This window comes from Streptomyces sp. SLBN-31 (genome assembly GCF_006715395.1).
GTDB lineage: Bacteria > Actinomycetota > Actinomycetes > Streptomycetales > Streptomycetaceae > Streptomyces.
The window spans coordinates 3,054,050-3,073,367 of record NZ_VFNC01000001.1 but is presented as its reverse complement, the minus strand read 5'-3'; the positions used below and the strand labels follow the sequence as shown (position 1 = coordinate 3,073,367).

The window sequence follows — 19,318 nt, the reverse complement described above, 5'->3', positions numbered from 1 at the left end:
CACTGCCAGGGTCCGTCCGCCGGGGGCCCGTTGCCCTTGTGCAAGCCCTGGTCACGACCGTGCGTGAGCTATGTTGAAGCACTGTGGCAGACAAAGGAGGCGCACCGGTGCCATCGCCGCAGCAGGCACGCGCCCAGGCATCCTCGATCACGTCGGGCAAAACCGCTCCCGAAGCGGAGGCCGCCCCGGCATCCCAGCTCAGGACGCTCTTCGACCGGCCCCGGCTCTCTCCCGGCCAGCGCCGCATCGCCCAGTACCTGATCGAGCACATCACCGAGGCGGCGTTCCTGTCGATCACCGATCTCGCGGAACGCGTCGGCGTGAGCCAGCCGTCGGTGACACGCTTCGCGGCGGCGGTCGGCTTCAGCGGCTACCCCGCGCTGCGCGAGAAGCTCCAGTCGATCGCGCTGGGCACCCTGGCCGGCGGGCCCGCCGCGACCGAGGAGAACGGCAGCAACGAACTGCAGGCGGCGGTGGACGCCGAGATCGAGAACCTGGAGAACCTGCGGCGCGACTTCGCCGACCCGGACCAGCTCATCGACATCGGCCGCGAGCTGTCCGCGTCCACCCCGCTGACCGTTTTGGGGCTTCGTATCTCGGTCTCGCTCGCCGAGTACTTCGCCTACGCCGCCCGCCGTATCCACCCCGACGTACGGCTGGTGACCCGGGGCGGCAGCGTCGCCTACGACTCGCTGCTGCAGTCCCGCGAGGCGGGCGGCACCTGGGTGCTGGCGTTCTCGATGCCCCGGCACGCCCAGGAGACGCTCACGGCGGTCCGGGTCGCGCGCAGTGCCGGGCTCAAGGTCGCGCTGGTCACCGATCTGGCGCTCGGCCCGGTCGCCGACGAGGCCGACGTCGTCTTCGCCACCGGCACGGGCTCCCGGCTGGTCTTCGACTCCTACGCCGCGCCCGGCGTGATCGCCGCCGCGCTGCTGCAGGCGATGACCGACGCCGATCCGGAACGCACCCAGGCCCGGCTGGAGGAGTACGAGCAGATCTCCGACCAGCACCAGTTCTTCCTGCGGGAATGAGCGGGCGCTCCCCGCGGAACCGCCCGGACCGCAACCGTCGGTAACACCGCTCCCACGCGCCGTCGGGAATTACAAAGGGACCTTTCGCAACATTTCGCGCATGAATGTTTTCATGCGTCTTGCAAAGCAGACGGCATATATAAATACTTCTCACGCGTCACCCGGACATCCGAAGCCGCCGTCTCCTACCCGCGTCGGCGCCGGTGGTGTCCGGGCGGGCCCCGCTCAGGAGGCCCGTGGCGGTCCCGGTCATCCCCTAGGCCGGGGCCGCCCGCACCCGTCGGACCACCCTTCACGACGCCGCACACCCGGAAGCGATGCTCATGCAACTGACGACCACGCGCCTCAGCCCGGACTGGCCGTGCCAGGTCAAGCAGCCCGGTTCCTACGACTGGGAGCGCTCGGCGGCCAAGTGGCTGCGCGAGCTGGTTCCGGCGCGCTACGCCAGCTATCCGGCACTCATCCGGCACCCCGTGCTGCTCGCCCGGCACGCGCAGATCCAGGTCCAGCAGGAGATCCGGGTGGCCCGCACCGCCCTGCAGACCGCCCGCGCCGATCTCCCCGGCCTCGGCATGCCGGAGTCGGTCATCGAGCACACGATCAAGCTGTACGCGGCGGAAGTGATGCAGCTCCAGCACATCGCGCGCAGCGTCCGCGCCGTCACCCGGGCACTGGTGGAGGCCGGCCGCTGACCCGGGGACCGGCCCCCGCGGCATGATCCGAGCCGCGCGTGGCACCCGTGGTGAGCATGAGCACCACCCAGCTGCGACGAGGCGAGCCGGTCACCACCGTCCTCACCTGGCAGGTACGGCCGGGCCGGGAGCGGGAGTTCGAGGAGTGGACCCGGGGCATCACCCGCTGTGCCAGGCGATTCCCGGGCAACGAGGGCGTCTCGTGGCTGCGCCCCGAGGACGGCCACCGCTTCCACGCCGTACTGCGCTGGTCCGATCCGGACCGGCTCACCCGGTGGCTCCGGTCCGCCGAGCGCGCCGAATGGCACCGGCGGATCGACGGCGTGGCCACCGAGGTGGGCAGCGAACGGCAGGCGACGAGCGGGATGGAGACCTGGTTCAGCCTCCCCGGCACGACCGTGCGGTCCCCGCCCCGCTGGAAGATGGTCCTCACCACCTTCCTCGGCGCCTACCCCTTCACTCTCCTCATCCAGTGGCTGGTCACACCCCGCACCGCCGGCTGGCCCCTGCTCCTGCGGGCGGCCGTCTTCCCGCTGGTGCTCCTGCCGGTCCTGACGTACCTCATCATGCCGCGCCTCAGCCGGCTGCTGCGGCTGTGGCTGTACCGGCCACCGGATGAGTGATCGCGGTGTGCGCGAGCGGGCCCGTCCACGGCCATGGCCGGGGTTGTCCCCTTACGAGTGAAGTACGGGCGGGCAAGACCGTGATCGGGCCGAGCTTTGTGTGCGATGCTCATCGCGTGACGAGCGAGCCCGCCACGCCGGCGGATTCCGGTGCCGCGCCGGACACCGTCGCGCTGGCCAAGGTCGTCGCCAGACAACGCGCCGAGCTGGACAGGCTGCGGGACCTGGCGGCGATGGCGGCTGTCCTGGAGCGGGCCAAGGGCGCGGTGATGACCCTGACCGGCTGCACTCCCGACGCGGCGGACGAGGAACTGCGCCGACGCGCCAAAGCCGGACGACGCACCCTGCTGGAACAGTGCTGGATCACCCTCGGCACCCTGGCGGCGCCGCAGGCCGCCCCGGCGGACACCCCGCCGCCCGCGGGGAGCCGGCCGGACGCCGCCCCCGTCTCCGCCGTCCCGCCGTCGCGCAACCCCGCGCTGGGCGAAGGGAGTTCGGCCGCCCTCGCCACACTCGGCAGGGAGCTGGTCCGGGTCGCCACCCCGCAGGAACTCGCCCAGTGCCTGCTGGAGCAGCTCGCCGGGGCGGACACCGACGCGGTCATGATCTACGCGCGGCTGCCCGCCGGAGGACTCGACCTGATCGGGCACGCGGGCATCGAGGAGACGCTGGCCACCCAGTGGCACCACGTCCCCCCACTGAGCGGGGTCGCCGCACTCGACGCGCTGCGGGCCCGCGAGCCGCGCTGGCTGGAGGACTTCGAGACCGACCGCCGGCGGTATCTGCTGATCGGCGACCCGCCCAGCCGCTGGCCCACCCGCGCCTGGCTGCCCCTGCCCGCGCCCGGGGCGGCGGGCGGACGCCAGGGCTCCGCCACCGACGTGTGCATCGGCATCCTGCGCTCCCGGAGCGGGCCGTTCTCGGCGGAGTACCGTGACCTTCTGCTGGCGGTGGCCCGCCTCTGCGCAGGGCGGCTGCGCGCGTTCGACACCCGCCCCGGGGGTGCGGTCGACGCCGCCGCGGAGTCCGTGCAGGCGGTGTTCGACGCTTTGCCCGGCGCGGCCATGCTCCTGACACCGCCTCCCGACGCGTCGGGAGGGGTCGAGGACCTCCGCGTCGCCGCCGCGACCGCGCAGGCCGGCGTCGTGGTGGGCAGGGCCGGAGACGAACTGGTCGGCCGCCGGTTCCAGGAGTGCTGCCCGGCCCTGGCTGCCGAGCCCTCGCTGCGCCGAGGCCTGCGGCGCACGCTCACCACGGGCGAGCCGTACGAGAGCGAGCCGTTCGGGCACCAGGAGATCGTGGACGGGATCGCCGAGCTGTCCACGTACTCGGTGCGGGCGGCACCGCTCGGCGAGGGACTGGTCCTCACCTGGGTGCGGCACGGCTCCTCGGACCGGCAGGAACAGCGCCTCGCGGATCTGCAGCGGCTGGGCAACCTGGGCTGGGCGAGCTGGAACCTGCTCACGCACGAGGTCACCTGGTCCTCGCACGTCTACGTGCTCCTCGGCCGGGACGCCGAGTCCGGACCGGTCGGCCTCACCGCGCTGCCGGACCTCGCGCTGCCCGAGGACCGCTCCGCGCTGGACCACGCCATCGCCCGACTCCTGCGTGACGGGCGGCCGTTCGACCTGCCCTTCCGGATCAGGACGACGGCCGGGCTGCGGCACCTGCGCGCCGTCGCCGAGGCGGTGCCGGACTCGCACGGGAAACCCGTCGAGGTGCACGGCGTCATCCAGGACCTCACCGCGCAGCGCAGCGCGGAGCTCGCCCTCGTCGAGAGCGAGCGGGCCATCCTCACCCAGCACGACGTGCTGCTGGCCGAACGGACCCTGGCGGGCCGGCTGCAGGACGCGCTGCTGCCGCTGCCCACCCGGCCGGTCCGGCTGGCCGGGCTGCGGGTCGAGGTCGCCTACCTGCCCGCCCAGTCGGGCATCCATGTGGGCGGCGACTGGTTCAGCGCCATCGAACTCGCCGACGGGGGCGCCCTGTTCGTCGTCGGGGACGTCGCCGGTCACGGCATCGACGCGGTGGCCACCATGGCCCAGCTCCGCTTCACCGCCAAGGGCATGGTCATCACCGGGTCGTCGCTGACCGGCGCGCTGGCCCGGCTCAACAGGCTGCTGCTGCACTCCCGGGACTCGCACGGCACGGCGACCATGGTCCTCGCCCGCTACGACAGCGCCCGGCGCCGGCTGCTGTGGGCCCAGGCCGGCCATCCGCCGCCGCTGCTGCTGCGCGACGGCGAGGTGCGCTTCCTCGACCGTCCCGCCGGCATGCTCCTCGGGGCGAGCACCGATCCGCGGTTCCAGGAGGCGGAGGTCGCCCTGGAACCGGGCGACCGCGTCCTGCTCTACACCGACGGTCTGATCGAGCGGCCCGGCGAGACCCTCGACCGGGGCCTGAAGCGGCTCGCCGAGGGCGTCCTTGCGCACCACACCGACGAGGCGGGCAGGCTCGGCGCGCTGCTCGCCGAAGTGCTGGCGGGCGAACGGCGCGACGACGTCTGCATGCTCGACATCCGGGTGCCGGCCGAGCCGGAGTAGCCGGCGGCGTCCGGAGCGGCCGCCGACCTCGCGCCGTCAGCCGGTGGGAGCCGTGCGGGACTCCAGTGCCTGCCGGGTGTCGTTGCCGTAGACGCCGGTCTCGTCGCCCCTGATGCCGTACCAGAGCTGGAAGCGGGCCACCGCTGCCCGCAGGGTGGCGTCGTAGACGCCGCCGGTGGCGCCGTCGCGGTAGACGTCGGGGATGCGCAGCAGGCGTTCTTGCAGGTCGGTCACCGCCGGGCCGCTGTCGCCCTCGCGGAGGGTGCCCGCCCCGTCGGGATCGTCGGCGGACGTGGCGGTGGCCGTCGGGGTCGGCTCGGCCGATGCCGAGGGTGCGGGTGTCCGCGCGCCGGTGTCGTCGTTCCTGCCGGCCAGCAGGAGCGCGCCGCCGAAGCCGACGAGGGCGGCCGCGGTGACGGCCACGCCGACGGCGGCACGGCGCAGGCCGGGACCGAAGCCGAACCGGTCGCCGCGCGGCGGGGTGCGGTCGCCGGTGCGCACGGGCGGGAGTTCCTGCGTCTCGCCCTCGTCCCAGGAGTGCGGGTCGGGCATGGCGACGGTCTCCAGGCCGGGATTGCCCTGCTCCATCTCCCGGAACAGTTCGGCCAGGGCGTCGGTGCGGCGCGGCCGCAGTACGACGATGGGCTCCAGCGGCGGCTGGTCCTGCGGTGACCCGGAGGCCGGCGGCGTGGGCACAGTGCGCTCTCCTTCCCTCCCGTGGCGGGTCTGTCCGCCGTTCCCCGAGGAGAGATACGCGGGGGCGTCGCCGAGAGTTCAGTGCCCGGCCGTCGTCACCCTCTCGGACCGTGTAGAGCACTCAGTTCCCTGTTATGCCTGCACTGAGTGCCACCGGTGTCCCGGAGGTGCTACTTTCGCGTTCATGAACACCGAGCCGGCGGCCGCGAAGCCCCCGATGCGGGACGCCCTGGTGGCGGCGGCGTTCCAGCTGTTCCTGGAGCGCGGCTACGAGCAGACGACCGTCGACGACATCGTGGCGCTGGCCGGTGTCGGACGGCGCTCGTTCTTCCGCTACTTCCCGTCCAAGGAGGACGTGGTCTTCCCCGACCACGAGCGGTGCCTGGCCGACATGACGGCGTTCCTCGCCGAGAGCAGCGACGACGAGCCGGTGCGGCGGGTGTGCGACGCGGTCCGGATCGTGCTGCGGATGTACACCGAGAACCCCACCTTCTCCGTGCAGCGCTACCGGCTGACCAAGCAGGTGCCGGGGCTGCGGGCGTACGAGCTGTCGGTGGTGTGGCGCTACGAGCGGGCCTTCGCGGACTATCTGCGCGGCCGCCTCGCCGGCCGTCCGGACGGGACGCTGCGCGCCGATGTGGTCGCGGCGGCCGTGGCGGCGGCGCACAACAACGCACTGCGGTCCTGGCTGCGCTCGGACGGGGAGGGCGACGCGAGTGCCGCGCTGGACCACGCGCTGGGGTATGTGCAGCAGGCCTTCGCCGGACCCCGGGCGCCGCACGGCGAGGAGGAGCCCGAAGACGTGGTGGTGATCGTCTCCCGGCGCGGCGCACCGATGTGGCGGGTGGTCCGGGAGATCGAGAGCACCCTCGAACGGGACTGACCGGACACCCACCAGATTGAGGGTACGCAGTGCCTTTACGTATGACACTCAGTGCCATACATTGTGGTCGTGCACGGTGGCACGGCGAACCGCGCACGTGGGATTCCGGCCGAGCGCAGGGAGTTGACCAGCGTGTACCACCACTCAGGAAGCGTTGTCCGGCAGGCGGGCGGCTCCGCGGCGGGCGTGCTCGACACGCCGCCGCGGGACTCGGACGCCATCCTCTTCCAGCGCTGCACCTGGTGCGGCACCGCCATGTACCACCGGCTGCTGTGTCCGGTCTGCCAGGGCAGCGACCTCAGGACGGAGCGCAGCGAGGGCATCGGCACGGTCCGGCACTCCACGACGGTGCACCGCAACACCCCCGCCGCCCGCAACGTGTCCCTGGTCGAGATGGCCGAGGGGTTCGTGGTCCGCGGCCGGGTGATGGGCCCGCCGATCGGCATCCACAGCGGCGACCGGGTGCGGCTGTCCACGGCCAAGGACCCGGTCCGCGGCGAGCCGGTGTTCCAGCTGGTCGACGAGCCCTTCCGCGCCTGGACCTGACCGGGATCAGTCCGGCGCGGCCCGCAGGGTGCGGCTGCGGCCCCGGAACTCGGCGACCACCTCGTCGCCGCGCCGTACGGTGACGTCGTAGATCCCGCTGCGGCCGAAGCCCACCCGCTGCACCGCCTCGGCGGTCAGGACGTCCCCCTCGCGCGCGGACGCCGCGAAGTCGATGTCGGCGGCTGCAGCGACCGTGACGGGCCCGTGGCTGTTGCAGGCGCAGGCGAACGCGGTGTCGGCGAGCAGGAACACACAGCCGCCGTGGGCGATGCCGTGACCGTTGACCATGTCCGCCGTCACCGTCATCCGCAGCACGGCGCTTCCCTCGGCGATCTCCAGCAACTCGATGCCCAGACCCCGCGCCGCGCGGTCCGCGTCGAACATGTGCCGGGCGGCCTCGGTCGCGCCGTCCTTCTTCCGCGTCATCGCTCCCACAGTCCAGGGATCAGGTCCCGCACGGCCAGTGGCCTGCCGGTCTCGAAACACCGGCTGGCCGCGAGCCCCACGGCCAGGGCGAGGGCGCCGTCCCGCTCCGTGGCCATCGTGTGCCCGGCGGCGCCCGGGTCCACCGCCCGGCCCGCGTCGACGGGTCCGGACAGCGCGTCGAGCATACGGCGGTCTCCCCCGCCGTGCGCCTCGTGGTTCGCGTCGAGCGGGATGTCGGCCGGCGGCTTCCACAGCGGGCGCAGGGTGAGCCGTGCGCCGCCCGCGTGCCCGGCGGCCGTGTCCCCGTGCAGGGCGCCACTGTCCGAGGCGACCCGGGTGCCGGGCCGCTGCCGGCTGCTTTCCTCCACCTCCGGTTCCAGGCGGCCGCCGCTGCCGTTGAACATCACCCGGTAGCCCTCCCAGGGCGAGTAGGCGGTGAGGTGGTACGTCATCGTCGCCCCGCGGGCGTAGCGCACGAGGACGGCCATGTCGTCCTCGATGGTGACGGGTCCGCCGAAGACGTCGCGGTCGCGCAGGCACCCGTCGTGCCGCTCGGCGTCGGGGTAGAGGGCGCAGGGTGCCGTCGGCGGCCAGGTCCAGGGCGAAGGGGTCGTCGACCGCCCGCGGGGCGCCGTGGGCGCGCTCGCAGTCCCGGCGCGGTCCGTGCCGTTCGCCCGCGTCGGGGCCGTGGAAGCCAAGCCGCCCGTAACCGAAGACGTCCTGCGGCTCGTCCCCGAGCCACCAGTTGACGAGGTCGAAGCGGTGACTCGACGTGTGGACCGTCAGGCCGCCGCTGTTGGCCTTCCCGCGGTGCCGGCGGCGGAAGTAGTCGGCGCCGTGCCGGGTGTCGAGGAGCCACTCGAAGTGCACGGAGAGGACCCACCGATCGCGCCGTCCGCGCCAGGACGCGCACCTTCTCGTGACCGGGTTGAAGCGGTAGTTGAAGGCGACGGTGAGGGGGTTGCCGGTCGCGCGGACCGTGTCGAGGATGCGTGCGCACCGCTCGGCGTCGACGGTCATCGGTTTCTCGGTGACGACCCGGCAGGCCGCCTTCAACGCCGGGACGACGTAACGGCCTTGGGCGGCGTCCACGGTGGTCACGACGACCTCCTCGATGTCCTCCTCGGCGAGCAGGTCGGCGAAACGGCCGGGCTCCCATGTGGTGGCGGCGGGCTCCCCCTCGGCGGTGAGCAGCCTGTTGTGGAAGGCCATCCGGGACGGGTTCGGGTCGCACAGGGCGACCACGTGGCCGGGGCGCGCGGCGAGACCGCGGGTGAAGGTCTGGGCACGGTGCCCGGTTCCGACGACGGCGGCGCGCAACGGGGTTCGGCTCATTGGGGGGTCCTGTCCCGGAGCACGCGGGCGCATGCCTGCCACGCGGCCCTGGCCTGATCGCACCGTCCGACCCCGGTCGCATCACCGGTCACAGGCAACCCACAGCTGCCTCTCCCCGTCCTCCGGGGCACGAGGCGCTCCGCCCGACCAACGGGGTGCCCGCAACCGGTACTTGAGGAGGAACACCTTGATCCGTGCCCGGCGAATATGGGCTACCGCCGCGGTGGTGCTCGCGGTGGCGGGGGGATCGCCAGGACTGGCACAGGCGGCACCGCCGTCCGCTGCCGGACCGCACCCGGCGGCGACAGACGACGGCGGTCTGCCGCCCGGCTGGCGGATCGCCGGCCGGGGCGGCGAGCGGCAGTTGGTGTGGCGCTCGGCCGCGCCCGTGCGCATGGGGGACGCGCGCGTCGACTTCTACGCGGGCGACCGCCTGCTCGGCCACCCGACGGCCGCGAAGGACGGCCGCACCTTCCGTCTGCACCTCGAACACCTGCGTTCCACAGGCGAGTTGAAGACCCTCGAAGTCCGCGCCGGCGGGCGCGAGCTGGACTCCGCGGGCCGTACGAAGACTCCACGGGCCCGGCGCGAGGCGGCGGCCTCGCAGCCGCCCACACCGCTTCCGGCGAACTCCGTGGACCCCGGCAAGCCGGGCCAGTACCGCACGGCGACCGGCGAGTACGACCTCGACCCGGTCAAGCTGCCCGACTTCCCCCAGCCCGTCGAGATGAAGGCCGTGGTGGTCGCGCCCGAGGGCGCCACCGGCAACCGGCCGCTCGCCCTGTTCCTGCACGGGCGCCACTCGACCTGCTACAAGGGCGACGACGTCACCGGCGACTGGCCCTGCCCGGCGGGCACGAAAACGATTCCCAGCTACCGCGGCTATCTGCGCGACCAGCGCCTGCTCGCCTCGCAGGGCTATGTGACCGTCTCGATCTCCGCCAACGGCGTCAACGGCCAGGACTGGGCCGCCGAGGACGGCGGGGCGCAGGCCCGCTCCTCCCTCATCCGGCAGCACCTGGCCCGCTGGGCCGACTGGGCCGCCCACCCCGAGACGGCCCCCGCGGCCGTGCGCCGGGCGCCGAAGACCGATCTGTCCCGGATTCTGCTCGTCGGCCACTCGCGCGGCGGCGAGGGCGTCAACCGGGCGGCGATGGACAGCCTGTACCCACCGCCCGCCGCGCAGGACGGCTACCGCGGCCCGGTCCGCTGGCACATCCGGGGCACCGTGCTGATCGGACCGACGATCTTCGGCCAGAATCCGGTCGCGGACGTGCCGTCGGCGACGATCCTGCCGGGCTGCGACGGCGACGTCTCCGACCTCCAGGGCGAGGTCTACGTCGACGGCACCCGGGGCGTCAGCCGTGGCAAGGCGCTGCACAGCGCGGTGTACGTGGTCGGCGCCGACCACAACTTCTTCAACTCCGAGTGGACTCCGGGGCAGTCCGAGGCCCCCTCGGAGGACGACTTCTACACCGACCCCCAGCACCCGGACCGGGTGTGCGCTCCGGGGACCGCGACCCGGCTGACCGCCGACCGGCAGCACAAGGCCGGCAGCGTGTACATCGCCGCGGCGGCCCGGCTGTTCGTCGCCGGTGACGACCGGGTGCGGCCGCTGCTCGACGGCACGGGCCGGCGGGCGCCGTCGGCCGACCCGGCGCGGGTGCTCACCCACGCGGTCGGCGCCGACCGCGCCGGCGGCTTCCTGCCGGACGGCAAGATGTCGGTGACCGGCGGACGGCTGTGCTCGGCCGTGGACCCGGACACGCACGTGGCCTGCCTCGGCAGCGGCGCGAAGGGCGTCTCGCCGCACTTCGCGCAGTGGGAGGCGGACCGCGAGGTCGGCCGCCGCGCGGTCGCGCTGAACTGGTCGGCGCCCGGATCGGCGGTACGGGTGCGACCCGGCACGCCGGCCGGGCTCAAAGGTGCCAAGGACCTCGCGCTGCGGCTGATCGTGCCGCCGAACTCCACCGGCACGAGCCTGGACGTGTCCGTAAACGACACCCACGGCAGGCGGGCCGTGCTGGGCCGCGTCCGCGTCGACGGGCTGCCGGGCACCGAACAGACCGCGTCCTACTGGGCGCGCGAGGTCCGCGTGCCGCTGACCGCAGCGACTCGCGCGGGTGTGGACCTGGGGCACGTCAAGTCCCTGGATCTGACGCCCCGTTCGACCAGGGGCAAGGCCTGGCTGATGGACGCCTGGGGCTGGCGCCCGGGCACCCCCGAGGTGCGGGAGGCCGCCCTGCCGCGCGTCGACGTCGGCCGGACGACGGTCAAGGAGGGCGACTCGGGCGTGCGCACCTACCGGGTGCCGGTACGGGTGGCCGGGCAGGGCAGCGGCCAGGTGCGGGTGTACGTCCTCGACCCGGTCACCGGCAGGGCGAAGCAGCACCTGGTGACGGTGCACCCCGGCGGCCACGACATCGACGTGCCCGTCCAGGTGAAGGGCAACAAGCGCTACGGCTACGACGTGCAGAACGACGTGCTGGTCAAGGCCGTGCACGGTGCCGTCGTCGGCTCGTACCGGGGCGGGGTCACCGCGCAGAACGACGACCCGATGCCCACGCTCTCCGTGACCCCGGTCGCGGACCGGGTCACCGAGGGCGCCGCGCTGAAGTGGAAGGTGTCCCTGTCGGCGGCGGCGGACGTGGACCTCGCGGAGTTCTTCGTCGTCACGCCCGTGACCGACGGCCCGGAGCTGTCCACCAAGGACGTCGACCCGCACTGGCTGGGGGACGTCTCCGGTGAGGAGCCCGATCCCGAGCGCCCGCTGTCCTCGATCAGGTACCTGGCCCTGGCGGCCGGCGTCCCCGCCGGACAGCTGACCGCGCAGCTGGAGCTGCCCACGGTCAAGGACCGGGTGGCGGAGCCCGCCGAGTCGGTGCGCTTCCAGCTCGCCGACGACAACGGCGACCCGCGGCCCGGCGGTCCGGTGCTCGCGGGCACGGTGCTCGACGCGTCGTAGACCCGGATCCGTCGGCGTGACGGCCGCGCGGCCCCTGTTCCAAGGGGACGCGCGGCCTTACGCATGTCAGGGCTTGAGGGTCACCCGGATGCCGACGGTGCCGTCCGCGCCCCGGCGCAGTCGGCTGCCGAGGAGCGTGAGGCGGCCCACGATGCCGTACTTGCGGGCGATGAGCTCGCGGTAGCGGGCCACGGTCGTCCCGTCGGTGATCTCCGCGGTCGCCGGGATCTGCGCGCCGGTGGGGTGACCGCGCAGGTCACAGGGGCCCACGAGAACGTCGCCGCGGGCCCGGATGCGCTTGACCTTCCAGGAGTCCGCGGTGGTCCACACGCCGAGGCTGTCCCCGTCGCGCACCACCCAGACCGGGGTGGCGACGGGGGTGCCGTTCTTGCGGTAGCTGGTGACCAGCAGATACTTGCCCTCGCCGAGCCGTTCCAGCGCCGTGTCGTCCATGACAGAAGTCTAGGCAACTCCGGGCGCGCGCAGCAGATGGGGAGAGCGGCCGCGGTCGGACCGTCACGGGTGCACGGCCGCCGCCATCCTCCGTACCGCCTCCTCGATCACCTCGGGCGAGGCCGCCAGGTTCAGGCGTACGTGGCCCGCGCCGCCCTCGCCGAACGGAATCCCTGAGTTCAGTGCCACCCGGCCCCGCTCCAGGAAGACCTCCGCCGGATCCCCGTCGAGGCCGAGCCCTCGGCAGTCGATCCAGGCGAGGTAGGTGGCCTGGCCGGGCCGGTGGGCGAGGCCGGGCAGCTGGGCGGCGAGCAGGTCGGCGAGCAGGCGCCGGTTGTCGTCGAGACCGGCGATCAGGGCGTCCAGCCAGCCGGTCGCATCACGCAGGGCGGCCGTGTGGGCGATGACGCCGATGTGGCTCGCACCGTGGCCGGCCTCCTCCGGCATGCGGGCGAGGTCGGCCGCGGCCGCGGGGCCCGCGATCGCGAGCGCGGCCTTCAGACCCGCGAGGTTCCACGCCTTGGAGGCCGACATCAGCGACAGGCCGTGCTCCCCGCCGGGAACGCTGAGATAGGGCACGAAGTCCACGCCCGCGGCGGTCAGCGGGGCGTGGATCTCGTCGGCGACCACCCGCACGCCGTACCGGTCGGCGAGGGCGGCGACGGCGGCCAGTTCGGCCGCGGTGTGCACGGTGCCCGTCGGGTTCTGCGGGCTGCACAGCAGATAGGCCGCCCGGCGGCCGCCGGCGACCGCCTGCCGGAAGGTCTCCTCCAGGACGTCGAGGTCGATGCGGTGGTCCGCGCCGAGCGGCGCCTGCAGGACCGGCCGGTCCATGTGCTCGACGAACTGGAAGAAGGGCGGGTACACGGGCGTGTTCACGACCACCGGGTCCCCCGGGCCGCCGACCAGCCTGAGCATCTCGACGACGCCCAGCATCACGTCCGGCACGATCGCCGTGCGCTCCACGGCGAGGCCGTCCCAGCCCCATCGCTTCTCGGCGAAGGCGGCGAGCGCCTCGGCGTAGGCGGTGCCGAAGGGATAGCCGGTGTCACCGAGGGCCAGGGCGTCGCCGACCGCGCGGACGACGGGTTCGGCGAGCGGTACGTCCATCTCGGCCACCCACAGCGGCAGCACGTCGGGCGGGTAGGTGCGCCACTTCATGCTGGTGCGCCGCCGCAGGACGTCGAGGGTGAGGGCGCGCAAAGGATTTGATTCACCGGGTGTGTCGTGCGCGATCCTGTTCATGGGGCACAAGATAGGGGGCTGTGGTGTGACCTGGAACGACCTGGAAGTCGGGTGCGACGAGTCGGGATCGGACGGCGAGAACCTCACCGGCGGCAACACCGACGTGTTCGCGCACGCCAGTGTGCTGCTGGAGGTCGGCACCGCGGCCGGGTACCTGCGGGAGGTCCGGGACCGGATCCGCTCGCCCGCGGAGGAGTACAAGGCCAACCATCTGCTGCGGGAGAAGCACCGGGCGGTGCTGGAGTGGCTGCTCGCTCCCGGGGGGCCGCTGCACGGGAGGGCCCATGTGCACCTGACGGAGAAGGCGTTCTTCGTCGTCGACCGGGCCGCCGACCTGCTGCTCGGCGACGGCGCCGAGGCCCTGCCGCTGTTCCGGGAGGGGCGGCGGACGCTCGGCGACGAGCGCTGGCGGGAGTTCCTCCAGGCCGCCAACCGGCTGTTGCGGGTGCGCAACGACGGGGAACCCTCCGAACCCGCCGAGGTGTTCTTCCGTACCGTCGACGCGCTGCGGCGCGCGCACGCGGGTACGGAGGTCGCGGCGGTGCTGGAACGGCTGGCGGCGGCCCGTTCGCGCGCGGACGCCTATCGCGCCCGGATCGACGCCGGGCCGACGCTGGTTCCGGTGCTCAACCCGCTGCTGCCCGCGATCGTCGCCACGGCCGCCTACTGGAGCGCGGGCGGGCGGCGCGTCCGCCTGGTGCACGACCGGCAGAACATGCTCACGCCGGAGCGCATCGCCTGGATCGAGAAGACCGCCCGGCGTTCCGGCATCCGCCTCGCCGGGGTGCGGCTCGTGGTCGCGCGTGAGGACCCGCGGGTGCAACTGGCCGACTTCCTCGCGGGGATCGCCCGCAAGATCGCCTCCGACGAGCTCAACGGGCGCGCGGACCCGGCGCTCACCACGCTGCTGCGCCCGTACGTGGACGCGGCGTCCGTATGGGGCGACGACATCGCGCGGGCGCTGCTCGGGACCGCAGGACCGACCTGCTCCGAACCCTCGGCAGACATCAACTCCGCCGTCTAGATTGCCTCTTGACAGCGCGCCCACCGCACCACCAGGCCCTCCAGGAGCTGAGCCCGTGACGGAGAACCCGGCAGCCACCGAAGATCCGGCCGCGGCCCTGCGCAGACGCATCGACACGCTGCGCCCGCACACGGCCCGGATCTGGAACTACTGGCTGGGCGGCGGGGACTACTACGAGGTCGACCGGGTGGCCGGTGACCGCATCCGCGAACTCCACCCGGGCATCGGCGAGTACGCCCGCGCCGACCGGCTCTTCCTCGGCCGCGCCGTGCGTCATCTCGTCACCGACGCCGGGATCAGGCAGTTCCTCGACATCGGCACCGGGCTGCCCACCGCCGACAACACGCACGAGGTCGCCCAGCGGCTCGCCCCGGACGCCCGGGTCGTGTACGTCGACAACGACCCGCTCGTCCTGGCCCACGCCCGCGCCCTGCTCACCAGCACCCCCGAGGGCCGCACCGACCACCTGGACGAGGACCTGCGCAACGTCGAGTCGGTCCTGGAGCGCGCCGCCCGCACTCTGGACCTCAGCCGTCCCGTCGCCCTGCTGCTGCTCGGCGTGGTCATCTTCGTCGGCGACGACGAGGACCCGTACGGCATCGTGCGCAGGTTCATGGACGCGCTGCCGGCCGGCAGCCACCTCGTGCTGTCCCACACCGTCACGAGCCCGGCGCTGCCGGAGGTGGACGAGGCGGTCAGGTTCTGGAACGAGCACGGCACCCCGAAGCTGACCCAGCGCACCACCGAGTCCGTGGTCCGCTTCTTCGACGGGCTGGAGCTGCTGGAGCCGGGCGTGGTGACGTGCTCGCGCTGGCGTCCGGACGACGGGGACGGGGACACACCGGACGAGGTGGGGATCTACGGCGGGGTGGGCCGCAAACGCTAGAAGATCGTCGGCGCGCTGAACGCGCGCGGCTCCCGCCACGTATGGGAAGAGGGCGCTCGACGACCGGAGGGCCCCGCGGTGTTGACGCCGCGCGTTCGGGTTCGGGAGCCATGCATGAGGCACGCACGACGACGGATCGTCCGGCGAGTGACGCGGCTGGCGGCCGTCGGCGGACTCCTTCTGGGGGGCGCCATGGTGACGCAGGCCGCCATGGCGAGCGAACCGTCGGGCACCTCGGCGGTGCCGTTCGCCGCCACGGACTCCGCGTCCGGCACCGGCGCCTCGCTGATCTCACGGCTGGGCACCGCGCGCACGGCGGGTACGTGGATCGACTCGTCGGGGCGCACGGTCGTCGCGGTGACCGACGAGAAGGCCGCCGCCCAGGTGGAGCGGGCCGGCGCCCGGGCGAAGATGGTCGGCCACAGCATGAACGAACTGAGGGCGGCCACCGGGACGCTGCGCGCGGCGCCGCGCGTGGCCGGGACGGCCTGGGTCATGGACTACCGGACGAACCGGATCGTGGTGCAGGCCGACAGCACCGTCTCCGCCTCCGACTGGTCGAGCATGACGAAGGTGGCCTCCGGGATCGGTGGGTTCGTGCAAATGGAGCGCACGCAGGGCACGTTCACCACCCGGCTCAACGGGGCGCAGCCGATCCTGTCGACCGGCGGGCGCTGCTCGGCGGGCTTCAACGTGACCAACGGGCAGAGCGACTTCATCCTCACCGCCGGGCACTGCGGGCCCAAGGGGTCCACGTGGTTCGCGGACAACCAGGGCAACCAGCAGCTGGGGACGACGGTTCAGTCCAACTTCCCCGGCAACGACTTCTCGCTGGTCCAGTACGCGAGCGGTTCGGCGGGCCAGGGCGCCGACATCGTCGCCATCGGCAACGGCAACGGCGTGCGCATCACGGGCGTGGCCGACGCGGCGGTCGGGCAGCGGGTGTTCCGCAGCGGCAGCACCAGTGGGCTGCACGACGGCGAGGTCAAGGGGCTGGACGCGACGGTCAACTACCCGGAGGGCACGGTGACCGGGCTGATCGAGACGAACGTGTGCGCCGAACCCGGCGACAGCGGCGGCCCGTTGTTCTCCGACGGCATCGCGCTGGGCGTGACCTCGGGCGGCAGCGGCGACTGCACGACGGGCGGCACGACGTTCTTCCAGCCGCTGACCAAGGCGATGCAGGCGCTCGGGGTCCAGCTGATCGTGTCCAAGCAGGCGGCCGCCGGACAGAGCGGCTCGCCCACACCCGCGCCGTCGGCCTCCTCCATGCACAGCTCGATCGCACCGGGCGCCGCCTCCCCCGGTTCCTCGGCCCCCGCCACGGGCGTCGCCGGCGAGACCCTGCTGGCGCGACTCACCGACCCACAGAACATCGGTCCCGGCATGCTCGTCATCGGCGGCAGCCTGATCGCCCTGGTGGCGACCCGCTACTTCCGCGAGGAACAGGACCGCAAGGCCTACCGGCGCTATTACTCGGCGACTTGGAGCTAGGACCGCCGCTCAGCCGAGGGTGAGCAGGACGGTGGCCGTGGCCGCGCCGAGGAGGCCGGTGGTCTGGCGCCCGGTGACCTTCTCGTGCAGGAAGGTCAGGCCGAGCACGACGGGGAGGGCGGGGTAGAGGGAGGCGAGGACCACGGCGACGGCGAGCAACTGCCGTTGGGCGGCGAGGAGATAGAGGGTCAGGCCGAGGGCGGCACCGGCTCCGACGAGGAGCCCCTGGGCGGTCGCCCGCGCAGGCAGCCGCGGCGGTCCGTGCCGGACGGCGGTCGGCGTCAGCAGGAGTACGGCGGCGACGCGGCCGGCGGCCACGGGCCACAGCCCGGCCCCGGGATGGGCCAGTCCGAGCGCGACGTACTGCACGGCGACCCCGGCGCTGGCGAGCAGGCCGTCACCGGCTCCCCGGGTCGCGCCCGCCGCGCCCCCGGAGACCAGCCAGAGCGCCGGCACCGTCACGACGATCCCGATCCAGGCGACGGCGTCGGGGCGGTCGCCGAGGACGAGCACTCCGCACAGCACAGACAGGGCGACGCCGGTGACCGCGCTGACCGGCACGACCACGCTCATGGCGCCGCGGCTCAGACCTCGGTTGAGGAAGGTCATGGCGATGCCGCTGCCGACGCCGGACAGGGCGCCCCACAGCAGGTCGGAGAGATGGACGGCGTCGGGAGGTGCGAGGAGGGCGGCACAGAGGGCGAGCAGGAGCCCGCCGAGCTGGCCGAGGTAGGTGACCGGTGGCATGCGGAAACCGGCGGGACAGGATCCCGCCGGTGAAATCCACGATGCCGTAGAGCACGGCCGAGGCCAGTGCGAGGAGAGGGCCCATCGGACCGGGGTGCCCCGGTCGGGCGCCGGGATTCCCGGCGGACTGCGGTCGGGTGCGGCTAGGCCGGCTGCGTGGCCGCGGCGGCCCACTCCAGCACGAGGCGCTGGTACTCCTCGCGCTGCTCGCCCGTCAGTGTCCCGCCGGACCGGAGCCACAGGGCTCGGATCTCCTCGTTGACCTCGGCCGCCGAGCGATCGGAAACCGGTTCAACAGTGGTGGACATGCTGTGAAGCATAAGGCCCCGGACGTGAAGGCGCCGTGAGTAATCAGGAAGGAAACGGGCATATCGGACCGTGTCGCTGATCACGTCCATCTGCCCGAACCCGCCGGGGAGTTCAGATCTCCACCGCCCCGAGCACCAGTACCTGGATCGCCAGAACCGCGGCGCCACGGGCCCAGTCGTGAAAATCGGACACCTTCGTCTCCAGGTCGACAGGGGCGGCGTGCGGGTGGCGCTGGGAGCCGATCGTCCGCCGTACCGTGTTCCCCGCCACATCCATCAGCCCGACGCCCTCCCCGGCCAGGAGGATCTTCTGGGGCATCACGAAGTTGGAGATCTGGGCTATCAGGACGCCGAGGGCGCGGGCCGCCTCGTCGACGACCCGGGCCGGCATGGGCTCGCCCGCGGCGGCCCGGGCGAGGATCTCCTCGTAGGCCGCATCGCGGCCGGTGGCGGCGGCGACCTGGTAGCGGATGTTGGGGATGGTCAGCAGGGAGACGGCGCTGCCGCGCTCGCCGGTGGGGGTGAGCGGGCCGTGGGGGTCGATGATCCAGTGGCGGCCGAAGCCACGGTCCTCCGGCGCGTTCGGCACCCGCTTGCCGCCCAGGACGAGCCCGTAGCCGATGCCGGCGCCGATGGTCAGGACGACGAAGCGGTCGAGCCCGCGGCCGGCACCGAACCAGGTCTCGGCCTCCACCAGCGCGGCGACGTCGTTCTCGACGACGACCGGCAGTCCCGCGCGCTCCTCGACGAGCCCGGCGAGCGGGACGTCCCTCCAGCCCAGGAAAGGCGACTCGCCCACCACCGCGCGGCCCTCGACCAACCCGCCCACTCCGATGCCGATGCCGGCCAGGCGCGAGTGGCCGACGGCGAGCTCGCCGGCCATCTCGGCGAGGAGGTCGGCGACTTCGGCGGGTTCGTGAGTGGTCAGCGGCCGGTCGTGGCGGGCGACGATGTCGCTGCGCAGGGTGGTGACGACGCCGTAGACCCTGTCCTCGGTGATCTTGAAACCGATGAAGGAGCGGGACTCGGCGACGACGTCGAGCGGCTGCGAGGGGCGTCCCTGGCGCACCTCCGGGGGCGCGCCCGCCTCGACGACCTCGATCAGCAGCCCGGACTCGATCAGTGGCTTGGTCAGCCGGGTGAGGCTGCCCGCGGACAGGTCCAGGCGACGGGCGAGTTCGGTGCGCGACAGCGGGCCGTTGACGAGCACCTCGATCGCGACCGAGCGCTCCCCGGGGCTCAGCGGAAGCCAGCTCGCGGCAACTGTGGTCATGGAGGTCACACTCCCACATGCATTTTTTTCGCCATGGAACCAATGGGGCCACTCTAGAGCGGCGGGACCGCCTGGAAAAGTTCTTCGCCCTCCTCTTGACGCGTGAATTCTTCCGTGGCGAAAGTAAGTGGACTCTCGACCAGTGAAG

18 protein-coding genes and 1 pseudogene are annotated in these 19,318 nt (G+C 73.1%); 10 read left to right on the top strand and 9 right to left on the bottom strand.

From position 1 onward, the window contains the following. Positions 1-107: 107 nt before the first annotated feature. The 4 genes from FBY22_RS14175 (at position 108) to FBY22_RS14160 (ending at position 4,889) form a co-directional block, all read left to right on the top strand. Positions 108-1,031 (top strand): MurR/RpiR family transcriptional regulator, encoded by a 924-nt coding sequence (locus FBY22_RS14175; protein WP_174267142.1) that lies wholly within the window; start codon positions 108-110, stop codon positions 1,029-1,031. A gap of 317 nt (positions 1,032-1,348) precedes the next feature. Next, positions 1,349-1,723 carry a hypothetical protein gene (locus FBY22_RS14170; protein WP_142145628.1) on the top strand — a complete coding sequence of 125 codons (375 nt, stop codon included), beginning with the start codon at positions 1,349-1,351 and terminating at the stop codon, positions 1,721-1,723. A gap of 56 nt (positions 1,724-1,779) precedes the next feature. Continuing rightward, positions 1,780-2,346 carry an antibiotic biosynthesis monooxygenase gene (locus tag FBY22_RS14165; RefSeq protein ID WP_142145626.1) on the top strand — a complete coding sequence of 189 codons (567 nt, stop codon included), beginning with the start codon at positions 1,780-1,782 and terminating at the stop codon, positions 2,344-2,346. A gap of 116 nt (positions 2,347-2,462) precedes the next feature. After that, positions 2,463-4,889, top strand: coding sequence for a SpoIIE family protein phosphatase (locus tag FBY22_RS14160; protein ID WP_260844832.1), 2,427 nt, complete (start codon positions 2,463-2,465; stop codon positions 4,887-4,889). Between the two features lie 36 nt (positions 4,890-4,925). Here FBY22_RS14160 and FBY22_RS14155 read toward each other — a convergent pair whose 3' ends face one another. Further along, the gene (locus FBY22_RS14155) at positions 4,926-5,585 is read right to left on the bottom strand and encodes a peptidoglycan-binding protein (RefSeq protein ID WP_174267141.1); all 660 of its coding nucleotides are present in this window, start codon (positions 5,583-5,585) and stop codon (positions 4,926-4,928) included. 217 nt (positions 5,586-5,802) lie between these two features. On the opposite strand from FBY22_RS14155, the gene FBY22_RS14150 reads away from it, so the two are divergent. Then, positions 5,803-6,468 carry a TetR family transcriptional regulator gene (locus FBY22_RS14150; protein ID WP_142147613.1) on the top strand — a complete coding sequence of 222 codons (666 nt, stop codon included), beginning with the start codon at positions 5,803-5,805 and terminating at the stop codon, positions 6,466-6,468. Between the two features lie 132 nt (positions 6,469-6,600). Continuing rightward, entirely contained in the window at positions 6,601-7,014 is a 414-nt protein-coding gene (locus FBY22_RS14145; RefSeq protein ID WP_142147612.1) for a Zn-ribbon domain-containing OB-fold protein, read from the top strand. A gap of 6 nt (positions 7,015-7,020) precedes the next feature. Here FBY22_RS14145 and paaI read toward each other — a convergent pair whose 3' ends face one another. From paaI to FBY22_RS45730, 3 genes and pseudogenes are all read right to left on the bottom strand, one after another. Then, positions 7,021-7,440: a hydroxyphenylacetyl-CoA thioesterase PaaI gene (gene paaI, locus FBY22_RS14140; RefSeq protein WP_142145624.1), complete on the bottom strand. Its 420-nt coding sequence runs from the start codon at positions 7,438-7,440 to the stop codon at positions 7,021-7,023. Beyond that, entirely contained in the window at positions 7,437-8,138 is a 702-nt protein-coding gene (locus FBY22_RS45735; RefSeq protein WP_313905395.1) for a Gfo/Idh/MocA family oxidoreductase, read from the bottom strand. The genes paaI and FBY22_RS45735 overlap by 4 nt, the downstream gene beginning before the upstream one ends. Before the next feature lie 49 nt (positions 8,139-8,187). Beyond that, positions 8,188-8,775: pseudogene (locus FBY22_RS45730) on the bottom strand (Gfo/Idh/MocA family protein); the annotation flags it as partial. Positions 8,776-8,962: 187 nt separating this feature from the next. On the opposite strand from FBY22_RS45730, the gene FBY22_RS14130 reads away from it, so the two are divergent. Then, positions 8,963-11,740 (top strand): hypothetical protein, encoded by a 2,778-nt coding sequence (locus tag FBY22_RS14130; protein WP_142145622.1) that lies wholly within the window; start codon positions 8,963-8,965, stop codon positions 11,738-11,740. A gap of 66 nt (positions 11,741-11,806) precedes the next feature. On the opposite strand, the gene FBY22_RS14125 is transcribed toward FBY22_RS14130, so the two are convergent. Further along, positions 11,807-12,193 (bottom strand): PPOX class F420-dependent oxidoreductase, encoded by a 387-nt coding sequence (locus FBY22_RS14125; RefSeq protein ID WP_142145621.1) that lies wholly within the window; start codon positions 12,191-12,193, stop codon positions 11,807-11,809. 63 nt (positions 12,194-12,256) lie between these two features. Then, positions 12,257-13,438, bottom strand: coding sequence for a MalY/PatB family protein (locus FBY22_RS14120; protein ID WP_142145619.1), 1,182 nt, complete (start codon positions 13,436-13,438; stop codon positions 12,257-12,259). Between the two features lie 25 nt (positions 13,439-13,463). On the opposite strand from FBY22_RS14120, the gene FBY22_RS14115 reads away from it, so the two are divergent. The 3 genes from FBY22_RS14115 (at position 13,464) to FBY22_RS14105 (ending at position 16,842) form a co-directional block, all read left to right on the top strand. Then, a complete protein-coding gene (locus FBY22_RS14115; RefSeq protein WP_260844831.1) occupies positions 13,464-14,462 on the top strand; it encodes a hypothetical protein in 999 nt (332 codons plus the stop codon). Between the two features lie 55 nt (positions 14,463-14,517). After that, a complete protein-coding gene (locus FBY22_RS14110) occupies positions 14,518-15,348 on the top strand; it encodes an SAM-dependent methyltransferase (protein WP_142145615.1) in 831 nt (276 codons plus the stop codon). A gap of 114 nt (positions 15,349-15,462) precedes the next feature. Next, positions 15,463-16,842 (top strand): S1 family peptidase, encoded by a 1,380-nt coding sequence (locus tag FBY22_RS14105; protein WP_142145613.1) that lies wholly within the window; start codon positions 15,463-15,465, stop codon positions 16,840-16,842. Positions 16,843-16,851: 9 nt separating this feature from the next. Here FBY22_RS14105 and FBY22_RS14100 read toward each other — a convergent pair whose 3' ends face one another. The 3 genes from FBY22_RS14100 to FBY22_RS14095 form a co-directional block, all read right to left on the bottom strand. Next, positions 16,852-17,589 (bottom strand): EamA family transporter, encoded by a 738-nt coding sequence (locus FBY22_RS14100; RefSeq protein WP_260844830.1) that lies wholly within the window; start codon positions 17,587-17,589, stop codon positions 16,852-16,854. Between the two features lie 143 nt (positions 17,590-17,732). Further along, entirely contained in the window at positions 17,733-17,897 is a 165-nt protein-coding gene (locus tag FBY22_RS44145) for a hypothetical protein (RefSeq protein WP_174267050.1), read from the bottom strand. A gap of 112 nt (positions 17,898-18,009) precedes the next feature. Next, positions 18,010-19,170 carry an ROK family transcriptional regulator gene (locus FBY22_RS14095; protein ID WP_142145611.1) on the bottom strand — a complete coding sequence of 387 codons (1,161 nt, stop codon included), beginning with the start codon at positions 19,168-19,170 and terminating at the stop codon, positions 18,010-18,012. Positions 19,171-19,318 lie beyond the last annotated feature (148 nt).

What these genes read in the sequence shown, in the direction of transcription:
- FBY22_RS14170 (WP_142145628.1), top strand. Translation starts at nt 1,349, where the DNA reads ATGCTCATGCAACTGACGACCACGCGCCTCAGCCCGGACTGGCCGTGC.
- FBY22_RS14165 (WP_142145626.1), top strand. Translation starts at nt 1,780, where the DNA reads ATGAGCACCACCCAGCTGCGACGAGGCGAGCCGGTCACCACCGTCCTC.
- FBY22_RS14150 (WP_142147613.1), top strand. Translation starts at nt 5,803, where the DNA reads ATGCGGGACGCCCTGGTGGCGGCGGCGTTCCAGCTGTTCCTGGAGCGC.
- paaI (WP_142145624.1), bottom strand. Translation starts at nt 7,440, where the DNA reads ATGACGCGGAAGAAGGACGGCGCGACCGAGGCCGCCCGGCACATGTTC.
- FBY22_RS14125 (WP_142145621.1), bottom strand. Translation starts at nt 12,193, where the DNA reads ATGGACGACACGGCGCTGGAACGGCTCGGCGAGGGCAAGTATCTGCTG.
- FBY22_RS14120 (WP_142145619.1), bottom strand. Translation starts at nt 13,438, where the DNA reads ATGAACAGGATCGCGCACGACACACCCGGTGAATCAAATCCTTTGCGC.
- FBY22_RS14105 (WP_142145613.1), top strand. Translation starts at nt 15,463, where the DNA reads ATGAGGCACGCACGACGACGGATCGTCCGGCGAGTGACGCGGCTGGCG.
- FBY22_RS14100 (WP_260844830.1), bottom strand. Translation starts at nt 17,589, where the DNA reads ATGCCACCGGTCACCTACCTCGGCCAGCTCGGCGGGCTCCTGCTCGCC.
- FBY22_RS44145 (WP_174267050.1), bottom strand. Translation starts at nt 17,897, where the DNA reads ATGTCCACCACTGTTGAACCGGTTTCCGATCGCTCGGCGGCCGAGGTC.
- FBY22_RS14095 (WP_142145611.1), bottom strand. Translation starts at nt 19,170, where the DNA reads ATGACCACAGTTGCCGCGAGCTGGCTTCCGCTGAGCCCCGGGGAGCGC.